Origin of the sequence: Azospirillum lipoferum 4B, from assembly GCF_000283655.1 — a bacterium.
In the GTDB taxonomy this organism is placed as follows: Bacteria; Pseudomonadota; Alphaproteobacteria; order Azospirillales; family Azospirillaceae; genus Azospirillum; species Azospirillum lipoferum_C.
Genome location: NC_016622.1, coordinates 2,561,956 through 2,584,520, shown reverse-complemented (window position 1 = coordinate 2,584,520; position 22,565 = coordinate 2,561,956). Strand labels below are relative to the sequence as shown.

The following is a 22,565-nucleotide window of genomic DNA, read 5'->3' as shown; positions in this document are numbered from 1 at the left end:
CGACGATCACAAAAGCCACGAGTCCTTGAGCGAAGGGAAAACCGGCAATGGCGCGGAGGCCGGCTCCGGTCGCGCATTATAGCGATGTTACGTCCGAGTTACAAAGGGAACGCGCAAGCACCCGGGCGGAAATCGTCATCGCCCGGCCATGGCCGCCCCGTCGATTTTGCATGGCAACATACGCGGGTGCAATCGGTTGATGCGGCCCGACTCGGAAGAGTCGCGGTTTCTTCCCCTTGGGGATGCCCGGCAAGCCGGGCCGCATCCGGCGGTTCGGTCTCAGCCCGCCTTGGGGGAGAAGTACTTCTCGAACTTGCCGTCGACGCCCTTGAACTCGTCGGCGTCCGCCGGCGCGTCCTTCTTGCGGGTGATGTTCGGCCACTGGCCCGAATAGTCGCGGTTCAGCTCCAGCCACTTGGTCGCGCGGTCGTCGGTGTCTGGGACGATCGCCTCGGCCGGGCATTCCGGCTCGCACACGCCGCAGTCGATGCACTCGTCGGGGTGGATGACCAGCATGTTCTCACCCTCGTAGAAGCAATCCACGGGGCAGACTTCGACGCAGTCGGTGTACTTGCACTTGATGCAGCCGTCGGTGACGACGTAGGGCATGATCTCTTCTCCGCTGTTCCGGCCTGCGGTGTCGGTCGCGCATCGCTGTTCCGGCATCGCCCATCAGGGCGGATCGAGGCCGTTTCCAAAAGGTCGCGCGCATGGCACCGGGCCGGATGGCCAACCCGCGCCTGCCTAGCACGCCGCCGACAAGCCATTCAACCCTGCGTGTGATGTGGGCGACCCTGTCGCAGCTTTTGCCGGGGCGTCGTCCGACACCGCCGCCAGGAAGGCGCGCAGGCTGCCCGTCTCGATGGAGTCGGCGCGGCGGACGAATTGTGTGGGCATGCGGGCCAGCGCGTCGGGCAGCGGCCGGGCCGCCAGCAGCTCGCGCCAGGGATCGCGCTCCACCACCGACCGCGGCATCACCGTCACCCCCATGCCGGCGCCGACGCAGCCCAGGATGGCGTCGAGCGCGCCGAATTCCATGACGCGGAAGGGCACGCGCCCGGCCTCGCGCATCGCCATCTCGGCCCGGCCGCGATAGGCGCAGGCGCGGCCGAAGACGATCAGGGTGCGGCGCGCGCTGTCGGTGGTCAGGCCGGCGGCGGGTTCGGCCAGCACCAGATCCTCGTCGAAGATGCGCCGGGCGGTCAGGTCGGGATGTTCCACCGCGCCGCCGACGAAGGCGCCGTCCAGCCGCCCGGCCAGAACCTCGGCCAGCAGGGTCTCGGTCGGGCCGGGGGCGATGGTCAGCTCCACATCGGGATGGTCGCGGTGGAAGCGGGCCAGGATCGGCGGCAGCCGCACCGCGGCGGTCGATTCCATGCTGCCCACCGCCAGCCGCCCGCCGCGCCCGGCGGCCTCCGCCACCGCGTCGCGGGCCTGGGCGACCAGCCGCAGCACCCGGTCGGCATAGCCGGCCAGCACGCGTCCGGCCGGCGTCGGCTCCATCCCGCGGCTGAGGCGCAGGAACAGGTCGACGCCCAAATCCTCCTCCAGCCGCTTGACCCGCGCGGTGACGTTGGACTGCACGCAGTTCAGCGCCTCGGCAGCCCGGCTGACGCTGCCGGTATCGGCCACTGCCTTCACCACCCGCAAACCGGCGAGATCCATCGCGACGCCTCCTGCCCACTGCCGCCACGCCCCAGTTCAACGCATGGCACCCATCACTGGAAGTGGAGCTTAGCATCAGAACAATTCATTGGAAATGAGGGTGGGGCCGCAGCCATGATGGATGATCGAATCAATCGGCCAGCCGAACCTTTTCTTCCAAATGAGCCGGCCGAAAACCGAGAGGGCGTGGATCATGGTTCGGGTGCTGGTCGGCGGCGTCATCGGGCTTGCCATCGCGATGGGGGTTGCGCGCTTCGCCTTCACCCCGATCCTGCCGGCGATGCAGGCGGCCACCGGGCTGGGGGCCGACGGCGCCGGGCTGCTCGCCTCGCTGAACTATCTGGGATATTTCGTCGGCGCGCTGGGGATGGGGCTCGTGCCGCACGGCGCCACGCGCACCGCCGTGTTCCGGCTGTCGCTGCTGCTCAGCATCGTTACCACCGCGGCGATGGGGCTCGACCTGGGCGATGCCGGACAGGCGATGCCCGTCTGGCTGGTCCTGCGCTTCCTGTCGGGGGTGTCGAGCGCGGGCATCTTCATCCTGGGCGTGGCCATGGTGCTGGACACGCTGGCACGCCAGGGTGGGGAACGCTTCGCCGGCTGGCTCTACACCGGGGTCGGGCTCGGCATCGCCTCGTCCGGGCTGTTCGTGGCGCTGTTCGGCGGGCGGCTGGGCTGGGCCGGCGACTGGCTGGTGCTGGGGGCGATCTGCGCGGTGCTGGGGCTGCTGCCCGGCCTCTGGGTGAGCGATCCGGCGCCGCAGCCGCAAGCCGCCGCGGCCGGGACGGCGGGGAACGCCGCCGCGGCGTGGGCGGGCGGGCTGTCGGCGCCGCTTCTGCTGCTGACGCTGGCCTATTTCCTGGAGGGCGGCGGCTATATCGTGTCGGCCACCTTCCTGGTGTCGATCCTGAAGACCGATCCCGGCACCGCCGCGGTGGGCGAGGCCGCCTGGATGGTGGCCGGGCTGGGGGCGATCGGCGCCGGGGTGTTCTGGGCCGCGGTCGCCCGGCGGACCGGCAGCTGGTGGTCGCTGATCCTGGCGCACCTGACGCAGGCCGTCACCATCCTGCTGCCGATGACCGGTTCGCCGACGGTCGCCGTCATTTCCGCCCTGCTGTTCGGCGGCACCTTCGTCGGCATCGTGTCGCAGGCCTTCGCGCTGGGACGGCAGCTGTCGGCCGGCGCATCGGCCAAGGTGGTGGGGGCGCTGACCGCCGCCTATGGGCTGGGCCAGATCATCGGGCCGCTGCCGGCCGGGCTGGTGGTGACGCACACCGGCAGCTTCAACGCCGCGCTGCTGGGGGCCGCCGCCGCCGTTCTTCTCGGCGCGCTGCTGCTGGCGGTCGGCATGGCGATCGCCGGGCGCCGGTCGTCGGCAGGGCCGGCGCTGGCCTCTCCCAACGCCTGACACAATAATTCGTAAGTATTCGTAAGGTTTGCCTGCGACAATCGGCGCCGCACCCGCAGCAATGCCGTTGTTCTCCCGGATCGTCCGCATTGGCTACAGTCTGGCCCACAACAACCAGACCCCGGGGGATTCGATGAAACGCAAGCTGGTTCCGGACGTCGTGAAGGCGCAGGAACTGATCCTGGTGCCGGAGGATACCTCCGTCGCCACCGTGTCGAAGATGATGGCCGACAAGAACATCGGCGCGGTGCTGGTGGTGGATCATGGGGCGCTGATCGGCATCGTCACCGAGCGCGACCTGAACAACAAGGTGCTGTCGAAGGACCTCGACCCGTCGGCGGTGGAGGTGGGGGCGGTGATGACCCGCAACCCCGACAGCCTGCCGCCCGACGCCGACGCGGTCGATGCGCTGAAGCTGATGCACGACAAGCATTACCGCCACCTGCCCATCACCCAGGGCAAGCGCGCGGTCGGCATCGTGTCGATCCGCGACCTGTTCAAGGTCGCCTACGAGCACATGATGGCCGAACGCGCCGAAGCGTGATGGGGGCGTGACGAAAAAAGGGGGGCGTCCCGGCGGGCGCCCCCTTGTCCCCCATGCACTCTCAATGCCTGGGGGTCGCCTTGCGCTTGGCCAGCAGGTTCAGCGCCTCCACCAGGGTGGAGAAGGCGATGGCGAAGTACAGGTAGCCCTTGGGGATGTGGAAGCCCAGGCCGTCGGCCACCAGCGCCACGCCGACCAGCAGCAGGAAGGACAGCGCCAGCATCTTCACCGTGACGTGACGGTTGACGAAGTCGCCGACCGGGCCGGAGGCGAACAGCATCACCGCCATGGCGATGACGACGGCCGCGACCATCACCGGCAGATGGTCGGACATGCCGACGGCGGTGATGACGCTGTCGAGCGAGAAGACGATGTCCAGGAACATGATCTGGACCACCACCGAGGTGAAGGTGGCGTGCTTCGGCGCCGTGCCCCCCTCCTCATGGCCTTCGACGGTGTGGTGGATCTCCAGCGTGCCCTTGGCCAGCAGGAACAGGCCGCCCAGGACCAGGATCAGGTCGCGCCCCGACACCTCCCATCCGGCGACGGTGAACAGTGGCTGGGTCAGCTGCGCCACCCAGGCGATGGAGGCGAGCAGGGCCAGGCGCGTCAGCAGCGCCAGCGCCAGACCGATCTGGCGGGCGCGTTGCTGCTGTTCGGGCGGCAGCTTCGACGCCATGATCGAGATGAAGATGATGTTGTCGATGCCCAGCACGATCTCCAACGCGGTCAACGTCAGAAGGCTGGCCCAGATATTCGGGTCTGCAAGCAGGTCGAGCATGAAGAAGCGGGGCTCCGGCGGTCGGTTGACGCAGTCAGGGGGCTGTGCGCCGGCACCGCAAGGCGCCAACGTGACGGCGCGCAGATGAGGTCCCGTCCCGCCCTCTGCAAGAGGAGCGGGAGCGATTTCGCCGCAGGAATTCGATTATAGCCGGTCCGGCAGCGATGGAATGCCGGAAAGGGGATGCAAGAGGGCGGATTTGGGGACGGATCAGGATCCGAAGGCCCGGTGCCGCCAGGCTGCGGCATCCGTCCGGCTGGTTTCCATCCGCCCGTTGTCGGTCCTGTCGGTTTCCATGCGGGGAGCCCAGGCGCGGCGGCGCACCGCCATCTGCAGGCGGCAGTCCTGCGAGCAGTAGCGCGGCGCCGGGCCGCGTGCGGACGTGCGGATGAACGGCCTGCCGCAGCAGGCGCAATAGAGAGTGGTCATGGGCGCTTCCTCCGAAACGGGCGGCCGTTTGCCGGCCTTGCCCCCGCGCCGCGGGGGTGAAGATCCCCGCGGCCTTGCTGATGCGTTGGCTGTATTGTGTCCAGAGGTTGCAGGCGCTGCCAGCGTTCAAAAGGCATAAGCCGCGGGGCCGGAAAGTATTCGGCTTGGAAAACCCGAGCAGAGGCAGCAGCTTAGAGGATCGTGCGCGTCAATTCGCCGCGTTGTGTCTGTCGACGGTGGCATCGGCGCTTTTCACTTTCAGCGACTTCCAACGGAAGCCTGACAGACCTATGTATTCTGCCCGATCAACCGCACGGAAAGACGAGATGCGATGATGCTGAGACGCCTCGCCATCTTCCTGAGAACCGAAAGCGCCAGCGGCGTGGTCCTGATGATCGCGGCGGTTCTCGCCCTGCTGTGGGCGAATTCGCCGGCGGCCCCGCTCTATGACGCGATCCTGGCGACGAAGGTGGTGGTGACGGCCGGCGGCGTCGGCGTGGACAAGCCGCTGATCCTGTGGATCAACGACGGGCTGATGGCGATCTTCTTCCTGCTGGTCGGGCTGGAGATCAAGCGCGAGGTGCTGGAGGGCGAGTTGTCGACCCCGGCCAAGGCGATGCTGCCGGGCATCGCCGCCATGGGCGGCATGGCCGTTCCGGCGCTGGTCTATTGCCTGTTCGCCCAGGCCGAGCCGGGAGCCCTGCAGGGTTGGGCGATCCCGGCGGCCACCGACATCGCCTTCGCGCTCGGCGTGCTCGCCCTGCTGGGCAATCGCGTGCCGGGCAGCCTGCGCGTCTTCCTGCTGGCGCTGGCGATCATGGACGATCTGGGCGCCATCGTGATCATCGCCGTCTTCTACAGCCACGGGCTGGTGCCGATGGCGCTGGCTCTGGCGGCGGCGGCGACGGCCGGCCTGTGGCTGATGAACCGGGCGGGGGTGCGGTCGCTGACGCCCTATCTGTTGCTGGGACTGGTCCTGTGGGTGTGCGTGCTGAAGTCTGGCATCCATGCCACGCTGGCCGGCGTGGTGCTGGCCTTCGCCATCCCGCTGCGCGTCACCGATCCGGACGGCAAGCGGACGCAGGACGCGCCGCTCTATTGCCTGGAGCATGCGCTGCATCCCTGGGTCGCCTTCCTGATCATGCCGATCTTCGCGCTGGCCAATGCCGGCGTGCCGCTGGACGGCATCACCCCCGCCACCCTGCTGGAGCCGGTGCCGCTGGGCATCGCGCTGGGCCTGTTCCTGGGCAAGCAGGTGGGCGTGTTCCTGGCGGTGTGGGTCTCCGTGCACATCGGCGTCGTCGACCGGCCCGCACGCGCCAGCTGGAGCCAGATCTACGGCGTCGCCGTGCTGACCGGCATCGGATTCACCATGAGCCTGTTCATCGGCACGCTGGCCTTCGCCGACCCGCATCATGCGGTGGCGGTGCGGCTGGGCGTGCTGACCGGTTCGCTCGCCTCGGCCCTGGTCGGCTATGCGCTGCTCCATGCGGCGGGCGGACGGGCGCGGGCCTCTGCCCGCGTGGCCTGAACCGGTCTTTGCCCTCAAGCCTCCGCTTCCCGGCCGCCGTGCCGAGGCCTATGCGGTTGAGATTGTCGGCATGGATGTCCGGTCATGGTATTTGTTGGGGGCGCGAACTTTGCGCGCCGGGCGCGGAACCCGCGGGGGCGGTGGCGGGTTCTTCCCTTGCGGGCATTCGCGCGTCATGCGCGGGAACCGACAGATCGGGGGGACTTGCGATGATCGACGCCATCCGCACACGCCGGCGCAACCTTGCCGAAGACCTCCCGCCGGGCGGTTCCGGCAGCAGCGTCCCCATCGATTTCCAGCGGCTGGAGCGGCTTCGCCGCCTGTCCCGGCTGATGGACAGCCGCTGGCGCATTCCCTTCACCCGCATCCCCATCGGGCTGGACGGCATCGCCAGCATCGTGCCGGTGGCGGGCGATACCGCGACCGCCGCGGTCTCGGCCTACATCATCATGGAAGCGGCCCGCTTCGACCTGCCCAAGGCGCTGCTGGCCCGCATGGCCTTCAACGTCGCGCTGGACTGGGCGGCCGGGTCGATCCCGGTGGTGGGGACCGTCTTCGACATCGCCTTCAAGGCCAACCGGGCCAACCTGAACCTGCTGCACGAGCATCTGGAGCAGCGTCTGGCCGCAGCCGGGGCGAAGCGCTGAAAAGCCCGCCCCTGCAATCTTGACGTGGATCAAGGCGGGGGTGGGGTGGCTGCGGCACTCTGTCGCTCATGAACGCCATCACCGCCCTGGCCGTACAGCCGGCCCCCGCCAATCCGTCCCATTCCCATGGTGTCGCCCACGGAGTGGATGCCGCGCTGCTCGCCAAGTATGACGGGCTGCGGGTGCCGCGCTACACCAGCTACCCGACCGCGCCGCACTTCACGCCCGAGGTGAACGGCGAGGTCTATGGCGGCTGGCTGGAAGCCATCGATCCCGCGCGCTCCGGATCGCTCTACCTGCATGTGCCCTTCTGCCAGAAGATGTGCTGGTATTGCGGCTGCCACACCAAGATCGTCGCGCGCTATGAGCCGATCTCCGAGTATCTCGGCCATATGCGGCGCGAGATCGCCATGGTGGCCGACCGCATTCCCGGCCGGCTGGCGGTGCGCCACATCCATTTCGGCGGCGGCACCCCGACCATGATGGCGCCCGACGATTTCGAATCGATGATCGCGCTGCTGCGCAGCCGCTTCGACGTCGCCGCCGATGCCGAGCTGGCGGTGGAGATCGACCCCCGCACCCTGACGGCGGAGATGGCGGCGGCGCTGGGCCGCGCCGGGGTCAACCGCGCCTCGCTGGGCGTGCAGGATTTCGACGGGACGGTGCAGGAGGCGATCAACCGCGTCCAGCCGCGCGCCGTGACCGAACAGGCGCTGGCCTGGCTGAAGGAGGCCGGCATTGCCAGCGTCAACCTCGACCTGATGTATGGTCTGCCGCACCAGTCGGTGGAAAGCGTCACCCGCTCCGCCGAGATCGCGCTGGAGATGGCGCCCGACCGTCTGTCGGTCTTCGGCTACGCCCATGTGCCGTGGATGAAGACCCACCAGAAGAAGATCGACGAATCCGTGCTGGCCGGCTCGCTCGGCCGGTGGGAGCAGTTCGCCGCCATCGGCGACACGCTGGCCGCCGCCGGCTACAGCGCCATCGGTCTCGACCATTTCGCCCGCCCCGGCGACGAGCTGGCGGTGCAGCAGGAGGAAGGGCGGCTGGGCCGCAACTTCCAGGGCTACACCACCGACGATGCCGAGGTTCTGCTGGGCTTCGGCTCCTCCTCCATCGGCGCGCTGCCGCAGGGCTATGTGCAGAACGCCGTGCCCTTCGACCACTATGCCGCCGCCGTCGAGGAGGGCCGCCTGCCCACAGGCAAGGGCATCGCGCTGACCCACGACGACAAGGTGCGGCGCGACCTGATCATGCGGCTGATGTGCGACCTGTCGGTCGACACCGCCGCCATCGCCCGTGCCCACGGGTTGGCCGAGTCCGCCTTCGACGCCGAGCTGGAGGGCATGGCCGATCTGGTCGCCGACGGCGTCGCGGTGGTGGAGGGGCGGCGTATCCATGTGCCGGAGAGCGCCCGCCCGCTGATGCGCATCGTCGCCGCCCGCTTCGACACCCACCTGTCCAAGGGCGCCGGCCGGCATAGTCGGGCGGTTTGAGGGCCGGGCGGTTTGAGGGCCGGGCGGGCTGAGGCGGCCCGCGTTCCGGGGAGCGCGCTTCAAAAAAGAAAAGGCGGCCGGCGCCACCCGCCGACCGCCTTCTCCCGTGCCGCGCATCCGAACCCACACGTTTACGCGGCAACCTCGTTGATGCCCTGCATCAAAGTCCGCAGCATGTCGCCGCTGAGGCGGTTGGAGGTCACGCCGCTCTTTTGCTGCGCGGTCCCGCCATAGGCGGCCATCTTCTCTTCTTCCGAGACATAGCCGTCCTGGTTGGTGTCCAGCGGATCGTAGCTGGTCGTGCCGCCCGCAGACGCCGAGGCGGTGCCGCCCGACGAGGCCGAGGACGACGATGAGGCCGCGGATGTGGCGGATGTCGTGCTGGTGCCGCTGGCAGCGCTGCTGTCGTTCGCGGGCGGCGGCGGTGGCGGCGGACGGTTGGCCTCCGCCTCGTCCAGGGCGCTGGTCAGTTCGTCTTCCGAGATCGTGCCGTCCTCGTCGCTGTCGAGGCTGCTGAACAGCTGCGACGCGTCGGTGTCGGTCTGGCCGGCGGAGGTCAGGGCGGAGGAAAGCTCATCGGCGCTGACACCGCCGCTGCTGTCGCTGTCCAGGCTGGAATAGAGGTTCTGCGCGAACTGCTGCCGCATCGCGCCCGCCTGCTCCTGTGCCGCCAGCAGGGCGCTGCCGCTGCCATAGTCGAACTGGCTGGAGAAGGAGCTGAACTCCGTCGCGCTGAGCGATCCGTCGCTGTCGCTGTCCAGGCTCTTGACCAGGCTGTCGACCGCCGAGGACAGCTTGGAACTGTCGGACGCGGCGGAGGTCTCGCCGAGCGTGCTCAGCAGTTCGTCCGTCGTCAGCGACGAGTCGCTGTTGGCGTCGGCCTTCGAGAAGAATTTCTGCAGCGTCGCGGCGCTGCCGGAACTGCCGAGGGAGGAAATCATGGCCCGATGCCCCCTTGATTTGCCGGCGTAATCCGCCGTCGTGAAGGACTGCCGTATTTGGCGCGGACGTCCTCTGACACGGGCCGGCGGGCTCGTCTCGGGCGTCTCGACGATCAAGATACGCGGGCCGGCGGGGACTCCTGCGCAGGGGGGCTGCGGCGAAACAGGCGATTTCACTAAAATTTTCGATGCCGGCCCCGCTTCTTCGATCCGGCCGTCCCAAAAAGCGCATAGCGATCCCGGTTGCGCTGCGGTGGCGAAGAGGAGCCCGCCTCCTGTATGGTCGCGCCGAAGGCCGATGGCCTTCCTGCCTTCACTCTGCCCCGTTCAAGGTGAGCGATGATCCGGCGCGTGCGTACCCTTCCGCTGATGGTGGCCCTGGTCACGCTGACGGTTCCCGGCTGCATGCCGTACCAGCGCATCCCCAACCCGCCGACCGTGCGCACCGCACCGGACAGCGGGGCCGGGCTGGAGCCCATGTATGGGGAATGGCAGGTGGACAGACCGACACCGGTCTATGCAAAGCCCGCCGCCGGGTCGGGCGTCGTCGCCACGCTGGGCGCCGGGCAGGCGGTCAGCACGCTGGGCCGGGTGCGCAACAGCGATTGGGTCGCGGTGAAGGCCGGCGGCTCCACCGCCTATGTCCGGCTGCACCTGCTGAGCCTGAAGGGCAACACGCCACGCGGCAGCCGCGGCACCTCCACCACCCTGGAAAAGCCCGTCGACAATGCCGGCCCGACCATCAAGGCGGCACCGCGCGGCAAGATCGGCGCCACCCCCATCGCCAACTGAACCGGGCGATCCGAGGCCCGGCACATCCGGTCCCAGAACAAGACAGGAGTCGCAGACTCCCCCTCGACAAGGCTCCGTGATAGAACATATCAGGAACATATGCCTGTCGAGCGGAGCCGAGTCATGTCCACCCTGCCGTCCCCCTCCATGCCCGCGGAGTCTGCGCCGCGCGACCGTGCCGGCGTGCTGGCCGAGCTGCGCGCGCGCATCCGGCGGATCGAGGGGGCGGGCGGGGAGGGCGGGCGGACCCTGCCCTTCGGGGTGGAGGCCATCGACGCGCATCTGCCCGATGGCGGGCTGCCGCTGGGCTGCCTGCATGCGGTGACGGCGGAGGATCCGGGTGCGGGCACCGGCTTCGCCGCGACTCTGCTGGGCCGGCTGGCGACGCCGAAGGCTCCGGCATTGTGGATCCTGCGCGGGCGCGACCTTTATGCGCCGGGTCTGGCGGCCTATGGGCTGACGCCGGACCGGCTGGTGGCGGTGCGGGCGGTGCGGGCGGTCGATGCGCTGTGGGCGATGGAGGAGGCGCTGCGCTGCTCCGCCCTGTCGGCGGTGCTGGGCGAGTTGGAGGGGCTGGACCTCACCGCCAGCCGGCGGCTGCAGCTGGCCGCCGAGTCGTCGGGGGTGACCGGCTTCCTGCTGGATCTTGGCGCAGGCATGCCGGGCCGCAGGGGCGGAAGGCCGGAAGGGCTCAGCGCCGCGGTGACGCGCTGGCGGCTGGATGCGGCACCCAGCCGGGATGAGGAAGAGGATGCGGCTCCGCGCCCGGCCGGAGGCTTGCCGGGATTGGGAGCGCCGCGCTGGTCCGTCGCGCTGGAACGCTGCCGTGGCGGCCGTCCGGGCCGCTGGACCCTCATCCGCGAGGAGGAGGGCTGGCGCGATGCTGGAGAGCCCAGGGCCGGAAACCGGTGGCAGATGTCCGACACCCGACAGTCAAGCCGGGAAAGCGGCCTGTCGGATCACCGCCCGGCTGCCGCCGGCCGGTGAGTGCCGTCAGGAGGTGCCGCTCAGTAGTCGGTCGCCCAATCGGGCTCGCGGCGGGCGGCCTGTTCCGAGTCGTCCGGCTCGGTCATCCAGCGGGGATCGTCAGCGTCCAGCGGCGCGTAGAGCGGCAGCTGGCGGGCGAATTCCGCGCTTTCGGCATCGCGGCGCTGCTTCAGCAGGCGGTCGGCAAGGTGGGCGGGCAGCATGGCAGGTCTCCTTCTGAGCGCCGGATGGCACCGCGGATCAGCCTGACAAAGGCCGGTCCTGGCCCACCCGTCGTCCTGTTTGCCTGGATACTAACTACGCAAGTTCCAGGCCAGCTGTTAAGCGCGTCACACGAGGTCCATGACACACGAATAAGTCTCTACAAACGGTTTATACGAAGCCACTTTGAACCCAGATGAACCGGTATGACACGGGGGTGTTGGTGGGGGGATCTGTCGTACATGCCGTGGCGGCGGTCACCGTTCGGTCGGCAGCCGCCGCTCTGCGAGTGAGATGTGTTTCCTTCTTGGCCATTCCAACCCATATTCGCGGCCAATCCTCTTCAAGGAATGCGTACCTCCCATGCACAGCGCCCCCGTACCCGAATCCTGCCCCACCTGCCTAAAGCCTAATCACCTGTGCATTTGCGAGGCAGTGCAGCCGATCGACAACGGCGTGTTCCTGCTGATCCTGCAGCACCCGCAGGAAAAGCGCGAGAATCTCGGCACCGCCCAGATCGCCCATCTGCAGTTCGCCAATTCGATGGTGAAGGTCGGGCTGAGCTGGCCGGGGCTGAAGCGCATCCTGGGGCGCGAGGTCGATCCCAAGCGCTGGGGCGTGCTGTATCTCGGCCCGGTGCAGGAGGGCGGCGCTCCGCGGGCCGAGGTGGCGGTGGTCGACAAGAACGGCCAGCCGCTGCGCGACAGCGCCGAGATCCTGGAGGAGCTGGAGGGCGTCATCGTCCTGGACGGCACCTGGAGCCAGGCCAAGACCCTGTGGTGGCGCAATGCCTGGCTGCTGAAGTGCCGCCGCATCGTGCTGAACCCGCAGTTCCGCTCGCTCTACGGGCAGGCGCGCAAGGAGCCGCGGCGCGACAGCGTCTCCACCCTGGAGGCCGGCGCCTTCCTGCTGTCGCGGCTGGAGGGCGATCAGGCGATCCTCGACACCGCGCTGAAGCCCTTCTCCCTGCTGCTGAAGAAGCTGCGCCAGCCCCGCCCGCGCCCTGCCGCGCAGCCCCCGCGCGACGATGCCGGCGGAGCTGCGGATGGCGAGGACGGAGGGGAGGGCGGCGGGGAGGACTGATCTCCTTCGGCGCATCTCCTTCGCTCGGTCGTGCCGCTGCAACGAACCGGCGACTCGGCCGTTGACGATGGTTGCTGGGCCGGGACCGAGCCGGCCGGAACATCCATCGGACCGAAGGAAGGAGACGCGCCGTGCGAGGCATCCTGCTGTGGCTGGTCGGCATTCCGATCCCGATCATCATCCTGCTGTACCTGTTCAACGTGTTCTGATCGGGCTTATCCGGGCGAAGTGGCCCACATGCGAAGGGTTGCCGGGTTGACGGGGGCGCGGCGCGGGGTGCCAAATGCAGGCCCCGACCCCGCGCTTCCCCCCTTATCCGCAATCGAACGAGAGAATGATGGCCAGCGATTTCGTTCCCTTCGGCCTGACCGTCTGCGGTCTCAGCGAGCTTTGCAATTTCGGCGGCGGCAAGGTCAGCCATGTGCTGTCCATCCTCGACCCCGAGATGACGGAGCCGAGCGACTTCGGCGATTACGGCGAGCATGAGCGGCTGGAACTGCGCTTCCACGACATCATCGAGCCGGCCCGCGGCCAGATCGCGCCGGAACGCGCGGACGTGGAGCGCATCCTGGCCTTCGGCCGCGACCTGCTGGCCGAGCCGGTGGACTGCCGCCATCTGCTGGTCCACTGCCATGCCGGCGTGTCGCGCTCCACCGCCGCCCTGACCATGATCCTGGCCCAGGCCCAGCCCGACCGCCCGGCCGCCGACGCCGTCGCCGCCGTGGTCGCCATCCGCGCCCAGACCTGGCCCAACCTGCGCATGACCGAATTCGCCGACGACATCCTCGGCCGCCGGGGCGAACTGGTCGCCGCCGTGCGCCAGCGCCATGTCACGCTGGGCAAGCAGCGCCCCGAACTGGTCCAGTTCATGATCGACAACGGCCGCATCCGCGAGGTCGAGGATTTGATCGACTGACGGCTGCAACCGCCGCAGGGGCGGATCACCTCAAGACGATGATCCGCCCATGTGGGGTATGCGGGGATTGTGCTAAACTGACCGGATCGAACGGCGGCGGCGTCGAAGGTCCGGGCAGTGAAACTTATGGTAACTGAGAAGACTCCGAAGCAGGACGGCATGGCGATCGCACTGGAGCGCATCGCCGAGGAAGCGGAGCAGCGGACCGGACGGCTGAGCCTGCGGAACCTGGAACTGGAATGGCTGCCGGAGGAATTGTTCGCCCTAAAGCATCTCCAAGAATTGGATTTGGGGGCGGATTGGTGGAGTGATTTTGCTGGGAACAAAATTTGCGCCCAGCAACATAGATTTTCATCTTTTGGACTTCTCCGAACTTTAATAATTGATGCGTCGGACATCGCCGATTTAGTCCTGCTCGATGGTCTGAATGGTTTGCAGCAGTTGGACTGTTCCCTCACGTCGGTTAGCGACCTGTCCCCGCTCAACGGCCTGAACAGCTTGCAGCAGTTGAACTGTTCCGGCACGTCGGTGAGCGACCTGTCCCCGCTCAATGGTTTGAGGGGCTTGCAGCAGTTGGACTGTTCCCTCACGTCTGTGAGCGACCTGTCCCCGCTCAGCGGTCTGAGCGACTTGCAGCAGTTATCCTGTTCCAGCACGTCTGTGAGCGACCTGTCCCCGCTCAGCGGTCTGAGCGGCTTGCAGCAGTTGGACTGTTCCAGCACGTCTGTGAGCGACCTGTTCCCGCTCAGCGGTCTGAGCGGCTTGCAGCAGTTGTCCTGCTCCAGCACGTCTGTGAGCGACCTGTTCCCGCTCAGCGGTCTGAGCGGCTTGCAGGAGTTGTCCTGTTCCGGCACGTCGGTGAGCGACCTGTCCCCTCTCAGCGGTCTGAATGGTTTGCAGCAGTTGGACTGTTCCCTCACGTCTGTGAGCGACCTGTCCCCGCTCAGCGGTCTGAGCGGCTTGCAGGAGTTGTCCTGCTCCGGCACGTCTGTGAGCGACCTGTCCCCGCTCAGCGGTCTGAGCGGCTTGCAGGAGTTGTCCTGCTCCGGCACGTCTGTGAGCGACCTGTCCCCGCTCAGCGGTCTGAGCGGCTTGCAGCAGTTGTACTGTTCCGGTACGTCAGTGAGCGACCTGTCCCCGCTCAGCGGTCTGAGCGGCTTGCAGCAGTTGTCCTGCTCCGGCACGTCGGTGAATGACCTGTCCCCGCTCAGCGGTCTGAGCGGCTTGCAGCAGTTGTACTGTTCCGTCACGTCGGTGAGTGACCTATCCCCGCTCAGCGGTCTGAGCGGCTTGCAGGAGCTATCCTGTTCCGACACGTCTGTGAGCGACCTGTTCCCGCTCAGCGGTCTGAGCAGTTTGCAGGAGTTGTATCTTTACAATGTCGAAATCCCGGGCATTCCCACGGCAGGGGTCTTGTCTCAGGAACCTGATGACAACTGCCTGGATCGGCTGCGTGCCCATTGGGCGGACCTTGCGGCCGGTGAGGAGGCCGTCCCAACGGTGAAGCTGCTATTGCTCGGCAATGGCCGGGTCGGCAAGACGCAGATCGCCCGCAAACTGGCCGGCTTGCCGTTCGAGTCCGAGTCGGTCTCGACCCACGGCATCCGGATCGGGCGGATCGATCTGGATGGGGAGTCGCAGATCCGTCTGCATGTCTGGGATTTCGGCGGCCAGGACATCTATCACGGCGCGCATGCCCTGTTCCTGAGCAGCCCGGCCCTGCTGGCGGTGGTGTGGGCGCGCAAGGTCGAAAACGAGCCGACCCATACGTATGGCGGGCTGGAGTTCCGCAACCAGCCGCTGCCCTATTGGCTGGCTGTGGCGCATCACCAGGGGCACCGCTACAGCCCGCGTCTGGTGATCCAGACCCGGTGCGAACGCAAGGACCAGGAGGAGGCCCGTCCCCCCGCCCCGGACGGGTTGCTGAACGCCCCGGACCGCTACTGCGACATCCTGAGGGTCAGCGCCGAGACCGGACGGCGTTTCGACGCCCTCAGGGACTGCCTGCGCGATGCCGTCGAGTGGATGCGCGATTCGGAACGGCTGGGGGTGGCGAAGGTCGGTGCCGGCCGTCTGCGGGTCCAGCGCCGGCTGGAGCAGATGCGGGACGAGGACGAAGCCCGCCCGCCAGCCGAACGGCGCCACCGCCTGCTGACCATGGAGGCGTTCACGGCGATCTGTGCCGAAAAGGACGACGTGTCCTCGCCGGAGGCTCTGCTGGTCTGGCTGGACGCCGAAGGCACCGTGTTCCATCGGCCCGGCCTGTTCCACAACCATGTCGTGCTGGACCAGAATTGGGCGCTGGAGGCGATCTATGCCGTCTTCGACCGCGACCGCGGCGCCTTGCAGCAGATCCGCCACAACAACGGCCGCTTCACCCGCGACCTGCTCGACCGGCTGGTGTGGGCGGATCATCTGCCGGCCGACCGGGCGCTGTTCGTCAGCATGATGCTGTCCTGCGGCATCTGTTTCAAACACCGCGAGATCCCGGACGGCCGGGAGCGGGTGGTGGAATACATCGCCCCCGACCTGTTGCCGGCGGAGGACAGCGTCCGCGACGATCTCGGCGGGCTGTGGGACGAGGAGTTGCCGACGGAGCAGGCGGTCTTCCGCTATCCCCTGCTGCATGACGGCCTGATCCGCACCATCATGGCGGAGATCGGCGAAAAGGCCGGCGACCGCGCGCTCTACTGGAAGGGCGGGCTCTGCGGCTATGAGAAGACCTGCGGCAGCCGCCTGCGCATCGAACAGGTGCCGACCGGTCCCGAGTCCTGGCAGGGCGAAATCCGGGTGCGGACCCAGAAGGGGCAGGCCGCCCTGCTGCTCGACCGCCTGATCGGGATCGTCGAGCGGGCGCAAAGCCGCATCGGCCTGCGGGCCGAGAATGTGGACCATCCCAAGCGCAGCAAACCCGAACGGGAGGAAACACCCTTGGTTTTCGATAAGCCGCCGCAGGGGCCGGAATGCTTCGTGTCCTATTCCTGGGGCGATGACAGTCCGGAAGGCAGGGAACACACAAAGCTCATCGACGATCTGTGCGCGAAGGCGAAAGAGCGCGGGCACATCATCCGGCGCGACAAGAACGAGTTGAAGATCGGCGACAGCATCACCGACTTCATGCGCCGGATCGGTGCGGGCGACCGTATCTTTGTCATTCTCAGCAAAGGATATCTGGAATCGCCGAACTGTATGTTCGAACTCAGCGAGATATGGCGGACCAGTTGTCAGGACAGTGGCGATTTCCTGAAGCGCGTCCGCGTCTACATCGTGCCGGGCTTCTCGATAAGAAAAGCAGTGGATCGTGTCAAATGGGGGGCTTACTGGCAGGCTGAGTTCAAGGAACTGAACAGCTTTACCCAAGATGGGGCAACAAAGCTGGGGCAGGACGGTATGAATGAACTGCGCCGGATGCAGGCCTACTACCTCTACGTCGCCGACATCCTGGCGACGATGAACAGCATCCTGCGGCCGGGCAATCTTGAGGAGCTGCTGGCCTATGGCTTCGACGATCCGCCGGCCTGACGCTCCGCCTCACCGCAGCGGGTAGGTCACCACGTCGACCGAGGTTTCGGCCACCGTGCCGGCGATGTCCGCGGCGGTGCCGGCGAGGCTTACGGCGCCGCCGGCCACGCCGGTGACGGCACCGCAGCCAGCCAGCGAACCGCCCAGCAGCAGGGCGGCGAGGGGGAGAAGGCGGTGCCTGATGGGGCGGCGGGACATGGCGTCCTCCAGGAACGAGAGCCTAAAAACGAAATCGGTGGGAATTGCAGCACGCAATCCCCACCGATTCGTTAATTCAGGCTTTTAGCGCAAAGGCCGGCTTGTCCCCGCCGCTCAGAACTCCTTCCAGTCGTCGTCGTCGCTGACGCTGTGCTTCAGCACCGGGACCGCCGTCGCCGTGCCGCGCGCCGGGGCGTCGGTGCGGGCCGCGGGCTTGGCCGCGACATGGCCGTGGGCGGTGCCGGCGCCGCGGGCGGCAGGCTTCGCCGCCGGCTTGGCGGCCGTAGCGCGCGCCGGGGCCTGGGTGGAGGCCTGAGTGGAGGTATGGGCCGGGGCGCGGCGGGTGGCCGGGGCGGAGTAGGCGCCGGTCATGGCGTGGGGTGCCGCGGCATAGCCGGAACCGACGGCCTGATCGAACTTGAAGAAGCCGACCAGCGCCTTCAGGTCGCCGGCCTGACCGCTCATCGCCTGGGCGGCGGCGGTGGTCTCCTCCACCAGGGCGGCGTTCTTCTGCGTCATCTCGTCCATGTTGGCGACGGTCGAGTTGATCTCGTCCAGCGCCGTCGCCTGCTCGGCCGAGGCCGAGGCCATCTCGGCGATCAGGGTCGCCACCTGCTGCACGCCCGACACGATGCCCTGCAGCGCCTCGCCGGCCTTGCTGACCAGATCGACGCCGTCCTTGACCTGGGCGTCGCTGTCCAGGATCAGGCCCTTGATCTCCTTCGACGCCTGGGCGGAACGCTGGGCGAGCTGCCGCACCTCCTGCGCCACCACGGCGAAGCCGCGTCCGGCATCGCCGGCACGGGCCGCCTCGACCGCCGCGTTCAGCGCCAGCAGGTTGGTCTGGAAGGCGATCTCGTCGATCACCCCGATGATGTCGGTGATCTTGCGGCTCGATTCCTCGATCCGGCGCATCGCCTCGATGGCGGAGCCGGCGACGCCGCCGCCCGATTCGGCGGAGCTGCGGGCCTGGGTCGCCATCACGTTGGCACGCTGGGCGTTGTCGGCGTTGGAGCGCACGGTCGCCCCCAGTTCCTCCATGCTGGCCGCGGTCTCCTCCAGCGAAGAAGCCTGCTGCTCGGTGCGGTCGGCGAGGTCGGAGGAGCCGAGCGACACCTCGGCGGCGGCGGCGGCGATGGTCTCGGCCGCCTGGGTGATCTGCCCGACGATCTCGGCCAGCCGGGTGGAGGTGGCGTTGACGTCGGTCTTCACCCGCTCGAAGGCACCCTGATAGTCGCGGGTGACGCGGCGGTTCAGGTCGCCCTGGGCCAGCGCGCTCAGCACCTCGCCCAGGTCGGCGATGACCGCCTCCACCGTGTCGGTCAGGCGGTTGATGCCCTCCGACATGGTCCTGTAGAAGCCGTCCTTGCCGGCCAGATCGATGCGGCGTTCCAGGTCGCCCTTCGACACGGCGTCGATCAGGCCGGCGATCTCCTCGCCGATGGCCTGTTCGCGGGCGCGCTGGGCCTCGGCGGTGCGGCGTTCGGCCTCCAGCCGTTCGCGCTCGGCCTCGTCCATCCGCTTCTTCTCGATGGCGTTCTCCTTGAACACCAGGACCGCCTTGGCCATGCGGCCGATCTCGTCGCGGTTCTCAAGGGCGGGAACGTCGACGGCGAGGTTGCCGGCGGCCAGTTCGGTCATCGTGCCGGTCATCTGGACCACCGGGCGGACGATGGAACGCGCGGTGACCAGCGCGATCAGGATGCCGAGGGCGACGGCGCCGACCGCCATGCCGATCAGCAGGGTGGAGGTCTTCTCCATGTCGGCCTGCGCGCCGGTCAGCACCGTCTTGCGCACATCGGACTGCAAGGCGACGGTCTTCTCGACCAGATCGGCGAATTCCTCCGCCTCCTTCGCCATGGTGCTGAAGGCCAGCGTCTGGGCGTCGCCGAGGGCGGTGACCACGCGCTTGAAACTGTCCAGATAGCGGCTCGCGGTCTGCGCCGAATCCTCGGCGGCGCGCTTTTGCGCCGGATCGGTCAGGCGGGCGGCCAGCGCGGTGGCGGTCTTGATGAAGCCGTCCAAGCGGGTGTGCACCTCCCCTTCCCACTTCGCATTCGGGTCGGTCAGGTAGCGTTGTGCGCTGAGGCGGGCGAGAATCAGGGTTTCCTGCGCCTGCCCGGCATAGGCGGCGGATTCGAAGTCGCCGGCGGCGATGGCGGTGGCGGTGACCTGGCTCAGCCCCTCACGCGCCTTGATGCCCAGCGGCATCAGTTCTTCGGACACCAGCCGGTCGCGCTGTTCGCGCAGCTTCACCAGCTTGCCGAAATCGACACTGTAAGCGTCGAACTGCTGGATCATCCGCTCGATGTTGGCGCGGCGGCCGGGGTCCAGCGTGGCATCGCGCGCGATGCGCAGCGATTCGGCAAGCTTCTTCTGCTGCGCCTGGATCGGTGCGATCAGGGCGTTGTTGCCGGAGAAGGAATAGTTGACCACGTTCCGGCGCATGTTGGCGACCGAGCCGTCGATGTCGGAGATCGTGAGCGAGTTGTCCGAAATCGACGCGTAGCGGGTGAAGCCCGCCTCCACCGTCGACAGTGACCGGACTCCCAGCGCGGCCACCAGGACGAGGAGGGCAAGGATCAGAAGGAAACCCACCTGGATGCGGGTACCCACCTTGAAGCGGCCGGCGAAACTGGCGTTCTGCATGGTCAAATGCCTTGGTCTGCGGTGCGGATCGAACGCGATACGCCCGGCAGGGTAGAGGAAGATGGTTTCCAGTCCGTTGCCATGGCGATAGGAAATGCACCGCAGGCTGCCCAATGCCGCGCCAAAAACGTGCCAAAGAGGTGACATGCCCCTTTGACGACGCTGCACGGATCCCTAGGTTAGGTCGCCTGATCCCAACCATTCGCGACGGCTCTTCGGAAGGGCGCCATCCCCGGCACATTTTCCCGAACAGTCCCCGAGACCTGAACAGACCGATGCGCCGCAGTCTTCCGCCAAGCCCCCCGGCCAGCCCCGATTCCAGCGCCTTCTCCCGTCCTTCCGGCGATCTGCGCGCGGCGATCCGCTCGCTTGCCCCCTACATCTGGCCGCAAGAGTCCGTGGAAACGCGGGTGCGGGTGGTGCTGGCGATGCTCCTGCTGGTGGGGGCGAAGGTCGCCAACGTCTATGTGCCGATCTTCTACAAGCATGCGGTGGACGCCCTGACCCCGGCCGGCGGGGCGGGGGTGGGAGCGGCCGTCGCCATCCCCCTGGGACTGATCGTCGCATACGGCCTTGCCCGCGTCACTTCGCTGATCTTCGCCGAGCTGCGCGACGCCGTCTTCGCCACGGTGGCGCAGCGGACCATCCGCAAGGTGGCGCTGTCGGTGTTTCGGCACCTGCACGCGCTGTCGCTGCGCTTCCATCTGGAACGCCAGACCGGCGGCCTGACCCGCTCGCTGGAGCGCGGGACCCGGGCCATCGAGTCGCTGCTGCGCTACACCCTGTTCTCCATCGTGCCGACGCTGGTGGAGATCGCGCTGGTCTGCGCCATCCTGTGGAAGCTGTTCAGCGTCTGGTTCGCGCTGGCCACCTTCGTCACGGTGATGGGCTACATTCTCTACACCTTCTTCGTGTCGGAATGGCGGATCAAGTTCCGCCGCCTGATGAACGACACCGACAGCAAGGCCAACACCAAGGCCATCGACAGCCTGCTGAACTACGAGACGGTCAAGTATTTCGGCAACGAGGAGCATGAGGCCCGCCGCTATGACGGCGCCCTGCAGAGCTATGAGGCGGCGGCCGTGCGCAGCCAGCAGAGCCTGTCGCTGCTGAATGTCGGCCAGTCGGCGATCATTTCGCTGGGGCTGGCGGTGGTGATGGGCATGGCCGCCAAGGGCATCGCCGACGGCACGATGTCGCTGGGCGACTTCGTGCTGGTGAACACCTACCTGTTGCAGCTCTACCAGCCCCTGAACTTCTTCGGCGTCGTGTATCGCGAGATCAAGCAGTCGCTGATCGACATCGAATCGATGGTGACGCTTCTGGCGGTCGACCGCGAGGTGGCCGACTCGCCCCATGCCAAGCCGCTGCAGATCGACGGGGCGGAGCTGCGCTTCGAGAATGTGGAGTTCGGCTACGACCCGCGCCGGGCGATCCTGAAGGATGTCAGCTTCACCGTGCCGGCTGGCAAGACGGTCGCCATCGTCGGCCCGTCCGGGGCGGGCAAATCCACCATCAGCCGGCTGCTGTTCCGCTTCTACGACGTCAATGGCGGTCGGGTGACGATCGACGGACAGGACCTCCGCGACGTCACCCAGGCCTCGCTGCGGGCGTCCATCGGCATCGTCCCGCAGGACACCGTGCTGTTCAACGACACCGTCTTCTACAACATCGCCTATGGCCGCCCCGGCGCCAGCCCGGCGGAGGTGGAGCGGGCGGCAAGGCTGGCCCACATCCACGACTTCATCATGGCGCTTCCCGACGGCTATCAGACCACGGTGGGCGAGCGCGGGCTGAAGCTGTCCGGCGGCGAGAAGCAGCGCGTCGCCATCGCCCGCACCATCCTGAAGGACCCGGCGATCCTGCTGTTCGACGAGGCGACGAGCGCGCTCGACACCCACACGGAGCGCGAAATTCAGGCCAACCTGCGCGAGGTCAGCCGCGGCCGAACCACGCTGGTCATCGCCCACCGGCTGTCCACCGTGATCGACGCCGACGAGATCCTGGTGCTGGAGGCCGGCCGGGTGATCGAGCGCGGCCGTCATGCCGACCTGCTGGCCGCCCGCGGCGCCTATGCCGCCCTGTGGGCGCGGCAGCAGGAGTCCAGTCAGGGGCCGACGCCGCTGCCCGGCGTGCTGGCGCCGACCTGACCGGAACGGGGAACGGGAGGCATGGGACCGGCAAGGCAGGCGCTGCGCGCCGCGACGCGGGAAAGCCACGACCGGCTGGACAAGGCGGCAGTCCTGCAGCCGCTGGTCCGGCCGGACATCACGGCCGACCAGTATGCCCGCGCGCTGGCCGTGCTCCATGGCTTCAACGCGCCGGTCGAGCGGGCGCTGGGGGAGGCTGGTTCGGCGCGGATGGCGCTGCTGCGCCAGGATTTGCGGGTTCTCGGCACCGATCCGGACGCGCTGCCGGAATTGGGGGGCCTGCCGCCGCTCGACAACTCGCCGGCCCGGCTGGCGGCGCGCTACGTCCTGGACGGCTCGGCCCATGGCGGTCGGGCGATGCTGCCGGGGATCACCCGCGCTCTGGGGTTCGATGCCCGGCGCGGCGCGCGCTTCCTGGCGTCGGACGGGCTGGACATGGCCGGCGCCTGGAAGGCGCTGATGGTCCGGCTGGAGGAGGAGCTTGCCGATCCGGCGGCGCTGGCCGTCGCCTGCGCCACCGCCGCCGGCCTGTTCGCAGCGCTGGAACGGTGGACGGCGGAGCAGTGGGGGGAGCAGAGGGGTTGAAACTGGCGCATGGCCCCATCCCTTGCTAGGGTGCCGCACC

Annotated in this window: 20 protein-coding genes; 12 read left to right on the top strand and 8 right to left on the bottom strand. The window is 68.0% G+C overall.

The window, feature by feature from the left end:
• Positions 1 to 279: 279 nt before the first annotated feature.
• Positions 280 to 609 carry a ferredoxin FdxA gene (gene fdxA / locus AZOLI_RS11950; RefSeq protein WP_014248910.1) on the bottom strand — a complete coding sequence of 110 codons (330 nt, stop codon included), beginning with the start codon at positions 607 to 609 and terminating at the stop codon, positions 280 to 282.
• Positions 610 to 744: 135 nt separating this feature from the next.
• The gene (locus AZOLI_RS11945) at positions 745 to 1,665 is read right to left on the bottom strand and encodes a LysR family transcriptional regulator (protein WP_014248909.1); all 921 of its coding nucleotides are present in this window, start codon (positions 1,663 to 1,665) and stop codon (positions 745 to 747) included.
• Positions 1,666 to 1,858: 193 nt separating this feature from the next.
• On the opposite strand from AZOLI_RS11945, the gene AZOLI_RS11940 reads away from it, so the two are divergent.
• Positions 1,859 to 3,073: a YbfB/YjiJ family MFS transporter gene (locus AZOLI_RS11940; RefSeq protein ID WP_014248908.1), complete on the top strand. Its 1,215-nt coding sequence runs from the start codon at positions 1,859 to 1,861 to the stop codon at positions 3,071 to 3,073.
• 133 nt (positions 3,074 to 3,206) lie between these two features.
• Positions 3,207 to 3,617 carry a CBS domain-containing protein gene (locus tag AZOLI_RS11935; protein ID WP_044550860.1) on the top strand — a complete coding sequence of 137 codons (411 nt, stop codon included), beginning with the start codon at positions 3,207 to 3,209 and terminating at the stop codon, positions 3,615 to 3,617.
• A gap of 61 nt (positions 3,618 to 3,678) precedes the next feature.
• Here the strand turns inward: AZOLI_RS11935 and AZOLI_RS11930 are convergent, their stop codons facing one another.
• A complete protein-coding gene (locus AZOLI_RS11930; RefSeq protein WP_014248906.1) occupies positions 3,679 to 4,398 on the bottom strand; it encodes a TerC family protein in 720 nt (239 codons plus the stop codon).
• Positions 4,399 to 4,608: 210 nt separating this feature from the next.
• Positions 4,609 to 4,827, bottom strand: coding sequence for a hypothetical protein (locus AZOLI_RS11925; RefSeq protein WP_014248905.1), 219 nt, complete (start codon positions 4,825 to 4,827; stop codon positions 4,609 to 4,611).
• A 331-nt stretch (positions 4,828 to 5,158) separates the two neighbouring features.
• Between AZOLI_RS11925 and nhaA the strand changes: the two genes are divergently transcribed.
• The 3 genes from nhaA to hemN all read left to right on the top strand — a co-directional run bounded on the left by nhaA (position 5,159) and on the right by hemN (position 8,501).
• Positions 5,159 to 6,358, top strand: a complete 1,200-nt coding sequence (gene nhaA, locus AZOLI_RS11920; protein ID WP_014248904.1) for a Na+/H+ antiporter NhaA — start codon at positions 5,159 to 5,161, stop codon at positions 6,356 to 6,358.
• Positions 6,359 to 6,567: 209 nt separating this feature from the next.
• On the top strand, positions 6,568 to 7,005 hold the full coding sequence (locus tag AZOLI_RS11915; RefSeq protein WP_014248903.1) for a DUF4112 domain-containing protein: 438 nt from the start codon (positions 6,568 to 6,570) through the stop codon (positions 7,003 to 7,005).
• A gap of 68 nt (positions 7,006 to 7,073) precedes the next feature.
• Positions 7,074 to 8,501 carry an oxygen-independent coproporphyrinogen III oxidase gene (gene hemN, locus AZOLI_RS11910; protein ID WP_014248902.1) on the top strand — a complete coding sequence of 476 codons (1,428 nt, stop codon included), beginning with the start codon at positions 7,074 to 7,076 and terminating at the stop codon, positions 8,499 to 8,501.
• A gap of 131 nt (positions 8,502 to 8,632) precedes the next feature.
• Here hemN and AZOLI_RS30360 read toward each other — a convergent pair whose 3' ends face one another.
• Complete coding sequence (locus AZOLI_RS30360; protein WP_014248901.1) at positions 8,633 to 9,442, bottom strand: EF-hand domain-containing protein; 810 nt, start codon at positions 9,440 to 9,442, stop codon at positions 8,633 to 8,635.
• Positions 9,443 to 9,793: 351 nt separating this feature from the next.
• Between AZOLI_RS30360 and AZOLI_RS11900 the strand changes: the two genes are divergently transcribed.
• Together AZOLI_RS11900 and AZOLI_RS11895 are read left to right on the top strand one after the other, a co-directional pair.
• On the top strand, positions 9,794 to 10,234 hold the full coding sequence (locus AZOLI_RS11900) for an SH3 domain-containing protein (protein ID WP_244442478.1): 441 nt from the start codon (positions 9,794 to 9,796) through the stop codon (positions 10,232 to 10,234).
• Between the two features lie 123 nt (positions 10,235 to 10,357).
• Positions 10,358 to 11,221 (top strand): ImuA family protein, encoded by an 864-nt coding sequence (locus tag AZOLI_RS11895; protein ID WP_014248899.1) that lies wholly within the window; start codon positions 10,358 to 10,360, stop codon positions 11,219 to 11,221.
• Between the two features lie 20 nt (positions 11,222 to 11,241).
• Here the strand turns inward: AZOLI_RS11895 and AZOLI_RS11890 are convergent, their stop codons facing one another.
• Complete coding sequence (locus AZOLI_RS11890; RefSeq protein ID WP_014248898.1) at positions 11,242 to 11,424, bottom strand: hypothetical protein; 183 nt, start codon at positions 11,422 to 11,424, stop codon at positions 11,242 to 11,244.
• 433 nt (positions 11,425 to 11,857) lie between these two features.
• On the opposite strand from AZOLI_RS11890, the gene AZOLI_RS11885 reads away from it, so the two are divergent.
• From AZOLI_RS11885 to AZOLI_RS31110, 3 genes are all read left to right on the top strand, one after another.
• The gene (locus tag AZOLI_RS11885; protein ID WP_014248896.1) at positions 11,858 to 12,505 is read left to right on the top strand and encodes a DTW domain-containing protein; all 648 of its coding nucleotides are present in this window, start codon (positions 11,858 to 11,860) and stop codon (positions 12,503 to 12,505) included.
• A 334-nt stretch (positions 12,506 to 12,839) separates the two neighbouring features.
• Positions 12,840 to 13,421: a tyrosine phosphatase family protein gene (locus AZOLI_RS11880; RefSeq protein WP_244442477.1), complete on the top strand. Its 582-nt coding sequence runs from the start codon at positions 12,840 to 12,842 to the stop codon at positions 13,419 to 13,421.
• A 159-nt stretch (positions 13,422 to 13,580) separates the two neighbouring features.
• Positions 13,581 to 16,943: a leucine-rich repeat domain-containing protein gene (locus AZOLI_RS31110; protein ID WP_162488066.1), complete on the top strand. Its 3,363-nt coding sequence runs from the start codon at positions 13,581 to 13,583 to the stop codon at positions 16,941 to 16,943.
• Between the two features lie 9 nt (positions 16,944 to 16,952).
• Here the strand turns inward: AZOLI_RS31110 and AZOLI_RS11870 are convergent, their stop codons facing one another.
• Positions 16,953 to 17,141 (bottom strand): hypothetical protein, encoded by a 189-nt coding sequence (locus AZOLI_RS11870; RefSeq protein ID WP_014248892.1) that lies wholly within the window; start codon positions 17,139 to 17,141, stop codon positions 16,953 to 16,955.
• A 114-nt stretch (positions 17,142 to 17,255) separates the two neighbouring features.
• Complete coding sequence (locus AZOLI_RS11865) at positions 17,256 to 19,790, bottom strand: methyl-accepting chemotaxis protein (protein ID WP_014248891.1); 2,535 nt, start codon at positions 19,788 to 19,790, stop codon at positions 17,256 to 17,258.
• Positions 19,791 to 20,065: 275 nt separating this feature from the next.
• Here AZOLI_RS11865 and AZOLI_RS11860 point away from each other — a divergent pair, with 275 nt between their 5' ends.
• Both AZOLI_RS11860 and AZOLI_RS11855 read left to right on the top strand, forming a co-directional pair.
• Complete coding sequence (locus AZOLI_RS11860; protein WP_014248890.1) at positions 20,066 to 21,940, top strand: ABCB family ABC transporter ATP-binding protein/permease; 1,875 nt, start codon at positions 20,066 to 20,068, stop codon at positions 21,938 to 21,940.
• Positions 21,941 to 21,961: 21 nt separating this feature from the next.
• Positions 21,962 to 22,525 carry a biliverdin-producing heme oxygenase gene (locus AZOLI_RS11855; RefSeq protein WP_014248889.1) on the top strand — a complete coding sequence of 188 codons (564 nt, stop codon included), beginning with the start codon at positions 21,962 to 21,964 and terminating at the stop codon, positions 22,523 to 22,525.
• Positions 22,526 to 22,565 lie beyond the last annotated feature (40 nt).